The organism is Ruegeria sp. BB9 (assembly GCF_056539345.1).
On sequence record NZ_JBQFUU010000001.1, the window covers coordinates 681,414 to 694,967 of the forward strand.

The following is a 13,554-nucleotide window of genomic DNA, read 5'->3' on the forward strand; positions in this document are numbered from 1 at the left end:
GCCGCAGCGTCGCAGGCTGCCAACGACGGGCGCGAGGGACGAATCGCACCGATTCCATCATCCGCTCGCGGGTGTTCTGCCGCAAAATAGTCTTTTCGCTTTCACAGAATGGCAACGATTTGGTGCCCAAAGTCTCATGTTTATACCGGTTCTCATAACGGCGCGTCGGGGTTGCGTTTGGATAGTGACATTCCCCGTCCCGTCAGTTAAACGCTGCGCAGAAGGGGGTGCCAAATGTCAGGCGACACGACCGCAAAAGACGTTTCTGGCCATACCGAGGGAGCCAATATGAAGCAGGAAGTTTTTCTGCCGGAGGACTATCGTCCGGCCGAAGATGAACCTTTCATGAATGAACGCCAGCTTGAGTATTTCCGCCGCAAGCTGCTGAACTGGAAAAACGAACTTTTGGCAGGCAGCCGGGATACGATCGAGGGGCTGCAGGACAGCACCCGTAATATTCCCGACGTTGCAGACCGCGCCAGCGAGGAAACCGACCGTGCGCTGGAACTGCGCACCCGGGACCGGCAGCGCAAACTGGTTGCCAAGATCGACGCCGCTCTGCGCCGGATCGACGAGGGCGAATACGGTTACTGCGAAAAGACCGGTGACCCGATCTCGCTCAAGCGTCTGGATGCGCGTCCGATCGCGACCATGACGCTGGAAGCACAAGAGCGTCACGAGCGTCGCGAAAAAGTTCACCGCGACGATTGATCGCTGGGGTCTTTCAAAAAAGACAAGCGCCGGGGCCTGTGGCTCCGGCTTTTTTGCGTTAAGCCCGTGCCATGAAGATCGACGGTTTGCAAATCGGTGTCATCGGCGGCGGGATCGGCGGAATGGCCGCTGCGCTGGCCTTGCAGCAACGCGGCGCACGGGTGACCGTTCTCGAGCAGGCCGAGGCCTTGACCGAGGTCGGGGCCGGTCTGCAAATCAGCGCCAACGGCATGGCCGTCCTGCGCGCGCTGGGTGTTGTGGATGATCCCGGTCGGGTCGCACAACTCTCTCACGGCACTGTCCTGCGCGATTATCGGCGGGGCCGCGTCGTCAGCCGTCTTCCGGCACCCGCGGCCGGACCCACGTGGTATTTCCACCGTGCTGACCTTCTGGAAACGTTGCAAATGGCGGCCGAGCGCGCAGGGGTGTCGATCAGGCTGAATGCCCGCGTCTCCAATGTTCGGAAGCATCCAGCCGACGCCGAGATTGCGCTGCAGGATGGCACCCGGCTGCGCGCGGAATTCGCCGTTGCAGCGGATGGCGGGCGCAGCGGTATCCGGCCCATCCTGAACGGAACCGAAGCGCCCGCGTTCACGCATCAGGTGGCCTGGCGGGCAACGGTGCCCTGGATCAACCATGAAGCCGAGCCCATGGCATCGCTGACAATGGGCCCCGGGCGTCATGTCGTGACCTATCCCCTGCGAAAGCAGTCCATGTTGAACATCGTGGCGGTCGAAGAGCGGTCCGACTGGCGGGAGGAGGGCTGGCGTCTGCGCGGTGACCCCGAGGACCTGCGGGCGCGTTTTGCCGATTTCGGCGGTCCTGCAGGTGCCGCGCTTGCGCAGGTGCAAGATGTTCACCTGTGGGCTTTGTTTCTGCGCCCGGTGGCACAGAAATGGCAGAATGGTCGCGTTGCCCTTTTGGGGGACGCCGCGCATCCCACATTGCCGTTTATGGCTCAAGGGGCGTGCCTGGCCCTAGAGGATGCTTGGATCCTGGCCCGATCTTTTGACGAACAGTCGGGTGTCCGCCGCGCACTCGAAGCCTATGAAATCACGAGAAAAACCCGCGCGCGCAAGGTGGTCGCAGCTGCCGGTGCCAACGCGCGGAACTTTCATTTGCGCGGTCCCGCACGACTGGCCGCGCAGGCGGCCTTGGCCCTGATCGGTCCGCGCCTGACGCGTCGATACGACTGGATCTACGATTACGACCCGACGGCCTGACGAGTCAGATGTCGAGGTCCACCCAAACAGGAACGTGATCGGACGGCTTTTCATGTCCGCGCACTGCGGCGTCGATCTGGCAATCGCGCATCAGGTCCGCCGCTTGTGGTGTCAGAAGGAAGTGGTCAATGCGAATGCCGTCATTCCGGTTCCACGCGCCGGCCTGATAATCCCAGAACGAATAGTGGCCCGGGCCTTGCGTCCGCGCACGGAATGCTTCGGTGAAGCCAAGGTTAAGAACCTTGCGAAACGCCGCGCGGCTTTCCGGCCGAAACAGGGCGTCTTCGCGCCAGGCCTCCGGGCGTTTCGCGTCCTCGGCTTGCGGAATGATGTTGTAGTCCCCGGCCATGAGGGCCGGCTCTTCCGTGGCCAGAAGATCGCGGGCGCGCTCGTACAGCCGTTCCATCCAGGCAAGCTTGTAGTCGAATTTCGGCCCCGGAGCAGGGTTCCCGTTGGGAAGATAAAGCCCGCAAATCCGCAGCGCCCGCTTGCCGATGACGGTTGCTTCGATCCATCGCGCCTGCTCGTCCTCTTCATCCCCTGGCAGCCCGCGCGAGACGTCTTCGAGCGGATACTTCGAAAGTATCGCCACGCCGTTGAAGCTTTTCTGACCATGGGTTTCGACGTTGTACCCGCGTTCCTCAAAGATCTCGCGGGGAAAGTTTTCGTCGACGGATTTGATTTCCTGCAGCAGGACCACATCGGGCTGGGCTTCGTCCAACCAGCGGGGCAGAGCCTCGGCCCGCGCCTTGATGCCGTTGATGTTGAATGTTGCGATTTTCATCCCGGTCCCTCCGAAGCTCTGCCGAAACCTATCGCCCAGAACGGAGGCCATCACAAGGTGGCAGTCAGGTCTGCCACCGGCACCGGGGCGTTTGGGGACGGATGACGCCATGACGAGCTGGCACAGTTGCCACGGGGCCAAACACGGTCAACCGCACGCTACGGCCGCGTCGAAGGACAGCGGGCGCTCCTGCAGATCATGAAGATATCCAGAGGATGTGGACGCAACGCCCCCACGATTGATCACATCGAAAAAGACGTGCCGCACCCACAGGAAGAGGTTGCGTTGGGGTTGTCGATCACGAACCGGGCGCCGATCAGTTCCTGCGTGAAATCAATCGTCGCATTTTCCAGGAACGGCAGAGATATTTCGTCGACGACAACCTTCTGGCCTTTGCCTTCCAGTACCAGATCATCGTCCTTGGGCTCGTCCAATGCGATTTCGTACTGAAAGCCTGAACACCCTCCGCCTTCAACGGCGATTCGCAGGGCCTTGCCGTTGTCGGCGGCGCCGATCTCGGCAAGCCTCTCGAAGGCGCGTTCTGTGACTCTCGGAGGCAGATTCATGCCATGCTCCAAAGGTTTATTTCCTCGTTGGTCTACAATATAGAAACCCCGGAGACAGGCGACAAGGACAAGACCATTGGAGCGAGCAGGATTTGCTGCCGATCCGGGCCGGGCGCGCGGGCGGCTGGTGCCAGAGGAAGAAAGCAGTTTCCGGTCGTGCTTTCAGCGGGATCGGGACAGGATAATACACGCCAGCGCGTTCCGACGTCTGAAGCACAAGACGCAGGTTTTTGTCGAGCATGAGGGCGACAGCTATCGCACGCGCCTGACCCATTCGATCGAGGTGGCGCAGGTCGCGCGCACGATCTCGGGGGCATTGGGGCTGAACCCGGAACTGACCGAGGCCGTGGCCCTGGCGCATGATCTGGGCCACACGCCGTTTGGCCATACGGGCGAGGACGCTCTGCATGCGCTGATGGCGCCCTACGGGGGCTTCGACCACAACGCTCAGGCGATCCGCATCGTCACCAAGCTGGAACGGCATTACGCGGATTTCGACGGGTGCAACCTGACATGGGAATGCCTTGAAGGCATCGCCAAGCACAACGGCCCGGTTACGGGCGAGCTGCCCTGGGCGCTGGCCGAGTGCAATGCCGATTTTGACCTTGAACTGCACACCCATGCCAGCGCAGAGGCGCAGGTTGCGGCACTGTCCGACGACATCGCCTACAACAATCATGACCTGTTCGACGGCCTGCGGGCCGGACTTTTTACCGACGACGAGATCGCCCAATTGCCGATTGTCCGGGAGTGTTATGCCGAGGTGGATCGCAAGTATCCCGGGTTGGATTTCTACCGGCGTCGTCACGAGGCGCTGAGGCGGGTGTTCGGCGTGATGGTTTCGGATGTAATCGACACCTCGCGCGAGGTTTTGGAGAGATCGGGCGCGCAAACAGTCGAAGATGTTCGTCACCTCGGGGCTCCTGTCATCCGCTTCTCGGATGATCTTTGGGCGCAGCTCAACGATATCCGGGCGTTTCTGTTCACCCGCATGTACCGGGCGCCCAGCGTCATGGAGGTGCGCGCCAAGGTCAGTCGCGTAGTCGAGGAGCTGTTCCCGATCTATCTGAGCGACCCGCGCCAGATGCCTCGGCATTGGCATTCGGATATCGAAGCGGCGCCGGACGAGACCGCGCTGGCCCGGATCGTATCAGACTATATTGCGGGCATGACCGACCGGTTTGCCTTGCAGGATCATGCCCGCCTGACCGGCACGCAGCCCCCGCAGGTTTAGGGCTGCATGCTGCGAATGCTGGTTTGGACCGCTTGCCCGCATTGACCTTGCCGCCTTGCGTGGTAAACCGCTGCGCAAGCAAAAGGACATCCGAAATGAACCTGTTCTCCGAGATCCGCGGCCTTGTTCTGGACGCGCTGACGCAGATGCAGTCCGAAGGCGCGCTGCCCGAGGGGCTGAGCTTTGACAACGTTGCGGTCGAACCCCCGCGCGACGCCGCCCATGGAGACATGGCGACCAATGCCGCGATGGTGTTGGCCAAGCCTGCCAAGATGAAGCCGCGTGACATTGCCGATGCGCTGGCCGCGAAACTGGCTTCCGATGAGCGGATCACGAGTGCCGAGGTTGCAGGTCCGGGCTTTCTCAACCTGCGGCTTGCTCCGCCGGTCTGGCAGGGCGTTCTGGGTGCGGTGTTGGAACAGGGCACGGATTATGGTCGCTCGAACATGGGGCAGGGGCTGAAGGTGAACGTGGAATACGTCTCGGCCAACCCTACTGGACCGCTGCATGTGGGCCACACACGTGGCGCAGTGTTCGGCGACGCGCTGGCCAGCCTTTTGGCCTATTCCGGCCACGACGTGACCCGTGAATACTACATCAACGACGGCGGTGCGCAGGTGGATGTGCTGGCCCGGTCCGCGTTCGAGCGGTACCGCGAGGCCAACGGCCTGAGCCCGGAGATCGCCGAAGGCCTTTACCCGGGCGACTACCTGATCCCGATCGGCGAGGCGCTGAAGGAAAAATACGGCGACAGCTTGCTGGACAAGCCTGAAAGCGAATGGCTGGCCGAGGTCCGCGTTTTTGCAACCGACGCGATGATGGATCTGATCCGCGCCGATCTGAAGGCGCTGGGCGTCGAGATGGACGTGTTCTTCTCGGAGAAGTCGCTGTACGGAACCGGCAAGATCGAGGCCGCTCTGAAGTCGCTCAGCGACAAGGGTCTTATCTATGAAGGCGTTCTTGAGCCGCCCAAGGGCAAAACCCCCGAAGACTGGGAGCCGCGCGAGCAGACCCTGTTCAAGTCTACCGCGCATGGCGACGATGTGGATCGCCCTGTCAAGAAATCCGACGGCAGCTGGACCTATTTTGCTCCGGACATCGCTTATCACTACGACAAGGTGAGCCGCGGGTTCGACGCGCTGATCGACGTGTTCGGCGCAGATCACGGCGGCTACGTCAAGCGGATGAAGGCCGCTGTTTCGGCTCTGTCAGACGGCAAGGTGCCGCTGGACATCAAGCTGACCCAGTTGGTGAAGCTGTGGAAAAACGGCGAGCCGTTCAAGATGTCCAAGCGGGCCGGCAATTTCGTCACGCTGCGCGATGTGGTCGACCAGGTCGGCCCGGACGTGACCCGGTTCGTGATGCTGACCCGCAAGAACGATGCGCCGCTGGACTTCGACTTCGACAAGGTGCTTGAGCAAAGCCGCGAGAACCCCGTGTTCTACGTGCAATACGCCCATGCCCGGGTCATGAGCGTGCTGCGCCGGGCCGCCGAAGCGGGCATCGCCGCGGACGACGCGACCCTCAAGGCTGCCGATCTGAGCAAGATCGACCACGCGGCCGAGCTGGGTGTTGCCAAAAAGCTGGCCGAATGGCCACGGCTGGTCGAGATCGCTGCGCGTACCAACGAACCGCATCGGGTTGCCTTCTATCTGTATGAACTTTCAGGGGATTTCCACGCATTGTGGAACAAGGGCAACGAAGAAATGTCGGTGCGCTTCCTGCAAGATGGTGACGCGGCAACAAGCCAGGCAAAAATAGCACTGGCCCGGGCCGTTTCTGTTGTGATTTCAGCAGGCTTGGGTATTCTTGGTGTCACGCCGGCGCAGGAGATGCGGTAACCAACACTGCCCGAACCGCCGGCCCGAGGTAGGCAAGAAATGACCCGCGCGCCCCAATTTCAGGCGCGAAACGGGCAGTGAGGCGGATATGACCAGTTACGATTTCTCGGGGCAGACCAGCCCCGAGCACGCGCATTACTCGAATCAGTTCCACCCCGAAGATGGGTATGAATATCCCGACGACATGATGGACCAGGCAGAGGGTGCGCCGGCGGGCGCGGGCCTTGGGCGCGTCGTCAACCTGCTGGGTGCTGCCGCGTCTCTGGCGCTTGTCGCTGGCGTCGCGATCTGGGGGTACAAGCTGGTCATGCGCGATGTGAGCGGCGTACCGGTCGTACGCGCGGCCGAGGGACCGATGCGGGTGCAGCCGGAAACTCCCGGGGGCACACCCGCCGATCACCAGGGTCTTGCGGTCAATGCAGTTGCCGCGGTTGGAACCGCGGCGCCTCCGGCCGACCGGCTGATCCTTGCGCCGCGGCCCGTTTCCCTGACGGATGAAGACGTGGCGATGGGCGAGCTGAAGCCGACCCCCGCCGTCCATGTTGTCGAACAAGAATTCTCGAACCAGGAAGCGGCCGAACTGCGTCAAGGCGCAGTTGACGCCGTGGTTGCCGAACTGTCCGGCGTGCCTGCCGCTGAGACACCGCAGACCGAAGCGGGGGTGCAGCTTGCATCCCTGAACTTGGCCGATGACGAGCCAGCCATTGATCCGGCCGATCTCGCCGCTCAGTTGCCGGATCCCGAAATCGCGGCCCTGCCGGGCGTGCGCCGGTCCCTGCGTCCGCTCCGCCGCCCGGCGCGCGCGGCTTCCGCTGTGCGCCCTGCGGTCAACGAAGACGCGATCAACGCCGCGGTCAAGGCTGCTGTAGGGTTGGATGTCGACCCGAACACCTTGACCAAGGGTACCCGGCTGGCGCAGCTGGGTGCGTTTGAAAGCCCCGAGGTCGCGCAGGCCGAATGGGACAGGCTGTATCGTCGGTTTGGCGAATATATGGATGGAAAGCAGAGGGTTATCCAGAAAACCTCAAGTGGAGGCCGCACGTTTTACCGTCTGCGGGTCCTGGGGTTCGATGACCTGAGCGACTCGCGCCAGTTCTGCGCCGCCCTTGTCGCACAGGACGCTGACTGTATCCCGGTTGCCGTGCGGTGAGGTTTGGCGCCACGATCACGGATGCGGCCGGGCTGCGATTGACACCCGAAGAAAAGGCGTTGTTTCGCCAAATGAACCCGTTCGGGTTCATACTGTTTGCCCGCAACATCGAAACCGCGGATCAGGTCCGTGCCTTGTGTGGCGACTTTCGAGAGGCCGTCGGTCGAAACTGTCCGATCACCATCGACCAAGAGGGCGGACGGGTCCAACGTTTGCGCGCGCCATTGGCGCGGCAATGGATGCCCCCATTGGATCATGCGGAACGTGCCGTCGACCATGCCGAGCGGGCCATGTACCTGCGGTACCGCCTGATCGCGCATGAACTGTATTCCATGGGCATCGACAGCAACTGCGCACCGATGGTGGATCTGGCGCGTCCGGACACCCACGCCTTTTTGCGCAACCGGTGCTACGGTAGCGATGCTGCTACGGTCGCGAAAATCGGCCGGGCTGTTGCGCAGGGTCATTTGGACGGTGGCGTCTTGCCCATCGTAAAGCATATTCCCGGCCATGGACGGGCGACCTTGGACAGCCATTTCGACCTGCCGCACGTCGATGCGCCGTTGGACGATCTGTTGCAGACCGATTTTGCCCCGTTTCGCGCCTTGAACGACCTGCCGATGGGCATGACGGCCCATTTGGTCTTTGAGCAGCTGGATGAACGACCGGCAACGATCTCTCCGCAGATGATGGCTGTGATCCGGGATCAGATCGGGTTTGACGGCCTGATCATGACCGACGACATCTCGATGAAGGCGCTCAGCGGGTCTTTGGCCGACCTGTCACGTCAGGCGCTGGCCGCAGGATGCGATGTTGTGCTGCACTGCAACGGCTCGCTTGCCGACAGGGCGGCGGTCATGGAAGCTGCGGGCGAGATGTCGGAGGCGGCACAAGCCCGCGCAGACAAGGCGCTGGCACAGCGGCAATCGCCCGAGGAACTTGACATCCGTGCCGCCGAGACGGAACTATCCCGTCTGATGGGCGGGCAGGTATATGACGGATAACCTTTTCAGCGAAGACCCGGTTTCGGTCGCCGATCGGCTGGCCGCCGAGGCGCTGATCGTGGACGTCGACGGGTTTGAAGGCCCGCTGGACGTGCTGCTGACCCTGTCGCGGACGCAAAAGGTCGATCTGCGCAAGATCTCGGTTCTGGCGCTGGCGCAGCAATATCTGGCCTTTGTAGAACGGGCCCGCGCCCTGCGGATCGAACTGGCCGCCGACTACTTGGTGATGGCGGCGTGGCTGGCCTTTCTGAAATCCCGGCTGCTGCTGCCGCCTGACCCCGATGAAGAGGGGCCGACGGGCGAAGAACTGGCCGCGCACCTGGCCTTTCAGTTGGAACGCCTGCAGGCGATGCGCGATGCGGCCGCCCGCCTGATGGCGCGCGACCAGTTGGGGCGCGATTTCTTCGGGCGTGGGCAGGGCGAGGACGTGACCCGCATCCGCACGGTCACCTATTCCGCGACCTTGCTGGACCTGATGCAGGGATATGCCCGCATCCGAACCCGCGACGAGTTCCGGCCCTTCGTGATGGACCGCGACGCCGTTTTCACGATGGAACAGGCGCTGGAACGGATGCGCCCGCTGATCGGATTTGCCGGAACCTGGACCGACATGGAAACCTACCTGCCCGACGGATGGGACGTTGACCCGGTGCGGCGGCGCTCGGCCACGGCGGCGACGTTTGCGGCCTCGCTGGAACTGGTCAAGGAAGGACATATGGAGATCAAGCAAAGCGAGACCTTTGCTCCGATCCAACTGCGCAGAAGGACTGACAAACGTGACTGACGCCCCCGAAGACGACGGCACCGGCACCCTGTTCGAAGCGCCTCCGCTGGCTGAGCAGGAGCGTATGGTCGAGGCGGTACTGTTCGCCAGCGCCGAACCGGTGACGGTGGCCGATCTCGAGGCGCGGATGCCGCATGGCTGCGACGCCGCGCAAGCGCTGGAACTGCTGCAGAAACGTTATGAAGGGCGCGGGGTCCGCGTGGTCAAAGTGGGCGAGGCGTGGGCCATCCGCACGGCCCCCGATCTGGGCTTCCTGATGCAGAAGGAAACGGTCGAGACCCGCAAGCTGAGCCGTGCCGCCATCGAGACCTTGGCGATCGTGGCCTATCATCAGCCCTGCACCCGCGCCGAGATCGAAGAAATCCGCGGCGTGTCCGTGTCGCGGGGAACCATCGACCAGCTGCTGGAGATGGAGTGGATCCGGCTGGGCCGTCGCCGCATGACGCCGGGCCGTCCGGTGACCTTTGTCGTAACGCCTCAATTCCTGGACCATTTCGGTCTGGAAAGCGCGCGTGACTTGCCGGGCCTTAAGGAACTGCGCGCTGCTGGCTTGCTGGAAAATCGGCCGCCGCCGGGGGCGATGCCGATCGGCGAGGCCAACGAAGATGAAACGGGTGACGAAGATCAGTCCGAACTGTTCGAGGAAGATTGATTGCGTCGCCCATTTGTCGGCGCATATCGCCGTTAGGTTCGGCGCAGAGGAACGGAGACCGAAATGAACGCAAACCGCATCATCGACATGATCGTTCGGCAAGTCATGCGCAGGCTGGTCACGCGCGGTGTCGACAAAGGTTTTGACCTTGCCGATCGTGCGACCCGCAAACCGGGCCAACAGAGCCAGGCGCGCGATCCTCAGACCGACCGGCGCATGGCGCAAAGTGCAGGCGGACAGAGCCCGAGCATGAAGCAGGCCAAGCAGCTGACCCGCCAGATGCGGCGGTTCATGCGCTTCTGAGGTTCACTTTACGGACTTGAAATGCTTCGACAATTTCAGGCCCTGGCCCTGATAGTTCGAAGCAATTCCTGCCCCGTACAGCTGTGTCGGCATCTCGGCCATACGCTCATAGACCAGCCGCCCGACGACCTGTCCATGCTCCAGTACGAAGGGCGCTTCGTGACAGCGAACTTCCAGAACTCCACGTGACCCGGCGCCTCCGGCTTCGGCATGACCGAAGCCCGGATCGAAAAAGCCCGCGTAGTGCACCCGGAATTCGCCCACCATCGCCAGATAGGGCGCCATTTCGGCCGCGTACATCGGTGGAATGTGAACTGCCTCTCGGCTGACCAGGATATAGAATGCGCCCGGATCCAGAATGATCCGTCCGTCCTTGGTGCGCACCTCTTCCCAGTATTCCTGCGGGTCGTATTCGCCGATCCTGTCAAGGTCGATCACGCCGGTATGCGGTTTCGCGCGATAGCCAACAAGGTCAGTGTTGGGCAGGCGCAGGTCGACCGAAAACCCCAGACCGTCCTGAATGACGGCCGGACCATCGACCAATGGGGATTCCGCATGCAGAGCAGTCAGATCCGCATCGGACAAAACTGCCTGGCCTTGCCGGAACCGGATCTGGTTCAGCCGCATCCCCGGACGCACCAAGACAGAAAAGGACCGCGGGCAGATTTCGGCGTAGAGGGGCCCAGAATAGCCTGCGGGCACCCGGTCGAACTCGGTGCCGCCATCGGTGATTGTGCGGGTCAGAAGGTCCAGACGCCCGGTCGAGCTTTTGGCGTTGGCGACAGCGGTCACGTCACCGGGCAGGGACAACGCTTCCATCAGGGGCACAAGGTAGACGCAACCTTTTTCGAGAACGGCGCCGTCGGTGATGTCGATCCGGTGCATCTCGAACTCGGCGAGCCGTTCGGACACCGAACGCCCTTCGCCCGCCAGAAATGACGCGCGAACGCGGTAAGCGACTGTTCCCAAACGAAGATCAAGGCTGGCGGGCTGGATCTGGGCGGGCAGAATGGCCGGCTCGGCGGTGATCTCACTGCGCGCGATCATCGCCTCGATTTGCTGGTTCGGGCATACACCTGTCATTCCGATCCCCCCTGGTGCCAGAGCGGGATCTGGCCTATCTGCCATAAACGTCGGTGTGATTTGGTCGGGCTAGCAGGACTCGAACCTGCGACCTTCCGTCCCCCAGACGGACGCGCTACCAGGCTGCGCCATAGCCCGACGTTGGGCTGTTCATAATGATTTTCCCGGCAGGGGCAAGAGGAAAACATTGCCTTTCTTCTTATCCCGCCTTTTGACCTTCGACCCGGCTGAGCCATGCCCTGAGGTCCCTCGCGATCGGGGCGATCTGGCGCAGCGCCTCAGCGTCAAAATCTGTCGTCTGCCAAGCTTTGGAAGCGATGCCGCCGAACAGCGGGGCAGGGCTGATGCCGTCGTCCCCGTTGACCGCAGCGGGCGCGGGCGTCGGCTCGGGGTCTGGGGAATTGGGTGTTTCCTGAGGCTCTGGCGACCCGGGACCATCAGTGTCGGACTGCAGATCGAGGTCGATTTGCTGACCGGTCGATTTGGGCGGAAAGGATACCACCACGTCCTGCGGCGTCTGTGGTGATTCTGCGCTGACATCGATGTCGGGGGACAGCGCCGCCACATGGGCCACGCCCTGTTCCCTCAGAATGCGTTGAACGCCTTTTATCGTGATGCCGTCCTCGTGCAGCAGCTTCTTGATGCCGCCCAGCAGGCGCATGTCGTTGGGGCGGTAGTAACGGCGACCGCCAGCCCGCTTGACTGGTTTGACCTGTGCAAACCGGCTTTCCCAGAATCGCAGGACATGGGCTTGAACACCGAGCCAATCCGCAACTTCACTGATGGTGCGAAACGCGTCGGGTGACTTGCTCATATCCTCCTGGCCCCGGGTTTACTTGCGATTCCCGGCGGCGACGCGATCCTTCATCAGATGCGACGGGCGGAAAGTCAGCACGCGGCGCGGCTGGATCGGAACCTCTTCACCGGTTTTCGGGTTGCGTCCAATACGGGCTGATTTGTCACGAACGCTGAAAGTGCCGAAGGACGAAATCTTGACCTGTTCGCCACGCACCAGCGCGTCCGACATGTGGTTCAGAATGCTTTCGACAAGCTGTGCACTTTCGTTGCGTGACAGCCCAACTTCGCGAAACACGGCTTCGCTCAGATCCATTCGCGTCAGTGTATTATCGCCCATGACATTTCCCCTATTGATTTTCGAGCATAGGGGTAGCGCAAATTCGCTGTCAATATCAATGAATTGCGGGCGGCTGTGTAAGCCGGAATGCGCCGGTTACCAGCGCAGGACCACCGAGCCCCATGCCAAACCGCCGCCAATCGCCTCGGTCACGATCAAATCACCTTGCTTGATCTGGCCCCGTTCCTTGCCCACCGACAGGGCCAGAGGAATCGAGGCGGCCGATGTGTTTCCGTGGTCCTGAACGGTCACCACAACGTGATCCATGGGCAGGCCCATCTTCTTTGCGGTGCCCTGAATGATGCGGATATTGGCCTGATGCGGCACGATCCAGTCGACGTCCTGGCTGTTCAGTCCGGCACGTTCCAGGGCGGTTTCGGCCGTGGCGGTGAGCTTTTCGACCGCATGGCGGAACACCTGGTTGCCCTGCATACGAAGATGGCCCGTCGATTGCGTCGACACCCCGCCGTCCACGTACAGAAGGTCCTTGTAACGTCCATCCGAATGCAGATCCGTGGACAGGATACCCCGATCATCGCTTGTTCCGGCACCGTCCTGCGCCTCGAGCACGAGGGCACCGGCCCCATCCCCGAACAACACGCAAGTCGATCTGTCGGTCCAGTCCATGATCCGCGAAAAAGTTTCAGCGCCGATCACCAGCACCCGCTTGGCCTGACCCGAAAGGATCAGGGCGTTGGCGTTGCTCAGCGCAAACACGAAACCGGCGCAGACGGCCTGAACATCAAAGGCAAACCCCCGGGTCATGCCCAGATTGGCTTGAACCATGGTTGCGGCCGACGGGAACGTCAGATCCGCGGTCGAGGTCGCCAGTACGATTGCGTCAATGTCATCAGCTGTAAGGCCGGCGTCCTGCAAAGCGGCTTTGGCCGCATAGGTTGCCAGATCGGACGTGGTTTCATCTTCGGCCGCAAAGTGCCGACGTTCGATACCGGAACGGGTGCGAATCCATTCATCGGTCGTATCAAGCGTCTTTTCGAATTCGGAGTTCGGAACCACCCGCTTGGGCAGGTAATGCCCGACACCTACAACGACTGAACGGCCTGCCATCTGGGGTACTGCCTTC

At 62.0% G+C, this 13,554-nt stretch carries 15 protein-coding genes and 1 tRNA gene; 9 read left to right on the forward strand and 7 right to left on the reverse strand.

Annotated elements, in window-relative coordinates; genetic code table 11:
• The first annotated feature begins 288 nt into the window (after positions 1-288).
• Positions 289-711 (forward strand): RNA polymerase-binding protein DksA, encoded by a 423-nt coding sequence (gene dksA, locus ACR0FC_RS03410; protein ID WP_093962986.1) that lies wholly within the window; start codon positions 289-291, stop codon positions 709-711.
• Positions 712-782: 71 nt separating this feature from the next.
• Complete coding sequence (locus ACR0FC_RS03415; RefSeq protein ID WP_170338206.1) at positions 783-1,934, forward strand: FAD-dependent monooxygenase; 1,152 nt, start codon at positions 783-785, stop codon at positions 1,932-1,934.
• A gap of 4 nt (positions 1,935-1,938) precedes the next feature.
• On the opposite strand, the gene xth is transcribed toward ACR0FC_RS03415, so the two are convergent.
• On the reverse strand, positions 1,939-2,718 hold the full coding sequence (gene xth / locus ACR0FC_RS03420; protein WP_170338208.1) for an exodeoxyribonuclease III: 780 nt from the start codon (positions 2,716-2,718) through the stop codon (positions 1,939-1,941).
• 242 nt (positions 2,719-2,960) lie between these two features.
• The gene (locus ACR0FC_RS03425; RefSeq protein ID WP_093962326.1) at positions 2,961-3,284 is read right to left on the reverse strand and encodes a HesB/IscA family protein; all 324 of its coding nucleotides are present in this window, start codon (positions 3,282-3,284) and stop codon (positions 2,961-2,963) included.
• 76 nt (positions 3,285-3,360) lie between these two features.
• On the opposite strand from ACR0FC_RS03425, the gene ACR0FC_RS03430 reads away from it, so the two are divergent.
• From ACR0FC_RS03430 to ACR0FC_RS03460, 7 genes are all read left to right on the forward strand, one after another.
• Complete coding sequence (locus tag ACR0FC_RS03430; RefSeq protein ID WP_170338210.1) at positions 3,361-4,518, forward strand: deoxyguanosinetriphosphate triphosphohydrolase; 1,158 nt, start codon at positions 3,361-3,363, stop codon at positions 4,516-4,518.
• A 95-nt stretch (positions 4,519-4,613) separates the two neighbouring features.
• Positions 4,614-6,359, forward strand: coding sequence for an arginine--tRNA ligase (argS, locus tag ACR0FC_RS03435; RefSeq protein ID WP_170338212.1), 1,746 nt, complete (start codon positions 4,614-4,616; stop codon positions 6,357-6,359).
• 88 nt (positions 6,360-6,447) lie between these two features.
• The gene (locus ACR0FC_RS03440) at positions 6,448-7,509 is read left to right on the forward strand and encodes an SPOR domain-containing protein (RefSeq protein WP_170338214.1); all 1,062 of its coding nucleotides are present in this window, start codon (positions 6,448-6,450) and stop codon (positions 7,507-7,509) included.
• Positions 7,506-8,513, forward strand: coding sequence for a beta-N-acetylhexosaminidase (gene nagZ / locus ACR0FC_RS03445; RefSeq protein WP_170338216.1), 1,008 nt, complete (start codon positions 7,506-7,508; stop codon positions 8,511-8,513). The genes ACR0FC_RS03440 and nagZ overlap by 4 nt, the downstream gene beginning before the upstream one ends.
• On the forward strand, positions 8,503-9,297 hold the full coding sequence (locus ACR0FC_RS03450) for a segregation and condensation protein A (RefSeq protein WP_170338218.1): 795 nt from the start codon (positions 8,503-8,505) through the stop codon (positions 9,295-9,297). Before nagZ ends, ACR0FC_RS03450 begins: the two co-directional genes overlap by 11 nt.
• Complete coding sequence (scpB, locus tag ACR0FC_RS03455; RefSeq protein ID WP_170338220.1) at positions 9,290-9,949, forward strand: SMC-Scp complex subunit ScpB; 660 nt, start codon at positions 9,290-9,292, stop codon at positions 9,947-9,949. Before ACR0FC_RS03450 ends, scpB begins: the two co-directional genes overlap by 8 nt.
• Positions 9,950-10,012: 63 nt before the next feature.
• Positions 10,013-10,252 (forward strand): hypothetical protein, encoded by a 240-nt coding sequence (locus tag ACR0FC_RS03460; protein WP_093962319.1) that lies wholly within the window; start codon positions 10,013-10,015, stop codon positions 10,250-10,252.
• Positions 10,253-10,255: 3 nt separating this feature from the next.
• On the opposite strand, the gene ACR0FC_RS03465 is transcribed toward ACR0FC_RS03460, so the two are convergent.
• The 5 genes from ACR0FC_RS03465 to ACR0FC_RS03485 form a co-directional block, all read right to left on the reverse strand.
• Entirely contained in the window at positions 10,256-11,335 is a 1,080-nt protein-coding gene (locus tag ACR0FC_RS03465) for a 2'-deoxycytidine 5'-triphosphate deaminase (RefSeq protein WP_170338222.1), read from the reverse strand.
• Between the two features lie 61 nt (positions 11,336-11,396).
• A tRNA-Pro gene (locus tag ACR0FC_RS03470) sits at positions 11,397-11,473 on the reverse strand.
• 61 nt (positions 11,474-11,534) lie between these two features.
• The gene (locus ACR0FC_RS03475; RefSeq protein ID WP_170338224.1) at positions 11,535-12,149 is read right to left on the reverse strand and encodes a MerR family transcriptional regulator; all 615 of its coding nucleotides are present in this window, start codon (positions 12,147-12,149) and stop codon (positions 11,535-11,537) included.
• Between the two features lie 18 nt (positions 12,150-12,167).
• Positions 12,168-12,470 (reverse strand): integration host factor subunit alpha, encoded by a 303-nt coding sequence (gene ihfA, locus ACR0FC_RS03480; RefSeq protein WP_093962316.1) that lies wholly within the window; start codon positions 12,468-12,470, stop codon positions 12,168-12,170.
• Positions 12,471-12,566: 96 nt separating this feature from the next.
• Positions 12,567-13,538: a beta-ketoacyl-ACP synthase III gene (locus tag ACR0FC_RS03485; RefSeq protein ID WP_093962315.1), complete on the reverse strand. Its 972-nt coding sequence runs from the start codon at positions 13,536-13,538 to the stop codon at positions 12,567-12,569.
• Positions 13,539-13,554 lie beyond the last annotated feature (16 nt).

What these genes read in the sequence shown, in the direction of transcription:
- ACR0FC_RS03415 (WP_170338206.1), top strand. Translation starts at nt 783, where the DNA reads ATGAAGATCGACGGTTTGCAAATCGGTGTCATCGGCGGCGGGATCGGC.
- dksA (WP_093962986.1), top strand. Translation starts at nt 289, where the DNA reads ATGAAGCAGGAAGTTTTTCTGCCGGAGGACTATCGTCCGGCCGAAGAT.
- ACR0FC_RS03450 (WP_170338218.1), top strand. Translation starts at nt 8,503, where the DNA reads ATGACGGATAACCTTTTCAGCGAAGACCCGGTTTCGGTCGCCGATCGG.
- ACR0FC_RS03440 (WP_170338214.1), top strand. Translation starts at nt 6,448, where the DNA reads ATGACCAGTTACGATTTCTCGGGGCAGACCAGCCCCGAGCACGCGCAT.
- argS (WP_170338212.1), top strand. Translation starts at nt 4,614, where the DNA reads ATGAACCTGTTCTCCGAGATCCGCGGCCTTGTTCTGGACGCGCTGACG.
- ACR0FC_RS03465 (WP_170338222.1), bottom strand. Translation starts at nt 11,335, where the DNA reads ATGACAGGTGTATGCCCGAACCAGCAAATCGAGGCGATGATCGCGCGC.
- ihfA (WP_093962316.1), bottom strand. Translation starts at nt 12,470, where the DNA reads ATGGGCGATAATACACTGACGCGAATGGATCTGAGCGAAGCCGTGTTT.
- ACR0FC_RS03460 (WP_093962319.1), top strand. Translation starts at nt 10,013, where the DNA reads ATGAACGCAAACCGCATCATCGACATGATCGTTCGGCAAGTCATGCGC.
- ACR0FC_RS03485 (WP_093962315.1), bottom strand. Translation starts at nt 13,538, where the DNA reads ATGGCAGGCCGTTCAGTCGTTGTAGGTGTCGGGCATTACCTGCCCAAG.
- ACR0FC_RS03425 (WP_093962326.1), bottom strand. Translation starts at nt 3,284, where the DNA reads ATGAATCTGCCTCCGAGAGTCACAGAACGCGCCTTCGAGAGGCTTGCC.
- ACR0FC_RS03475 (WP_170338224.1), bottom strand. Translation starts at nt 12,149, where the DNA reads ATGAGCAAGTCACCCGACGCGTTTCGCACCATCAGTGAAGTTGCGGAT.
- xth (WP_170338208.1), bottom strand. Translation starts at nt 2,718, where the DNA reads ATGAAAATCGCAACATTCAACATCAACGGCATCAAGGCGCGGGCCGAG.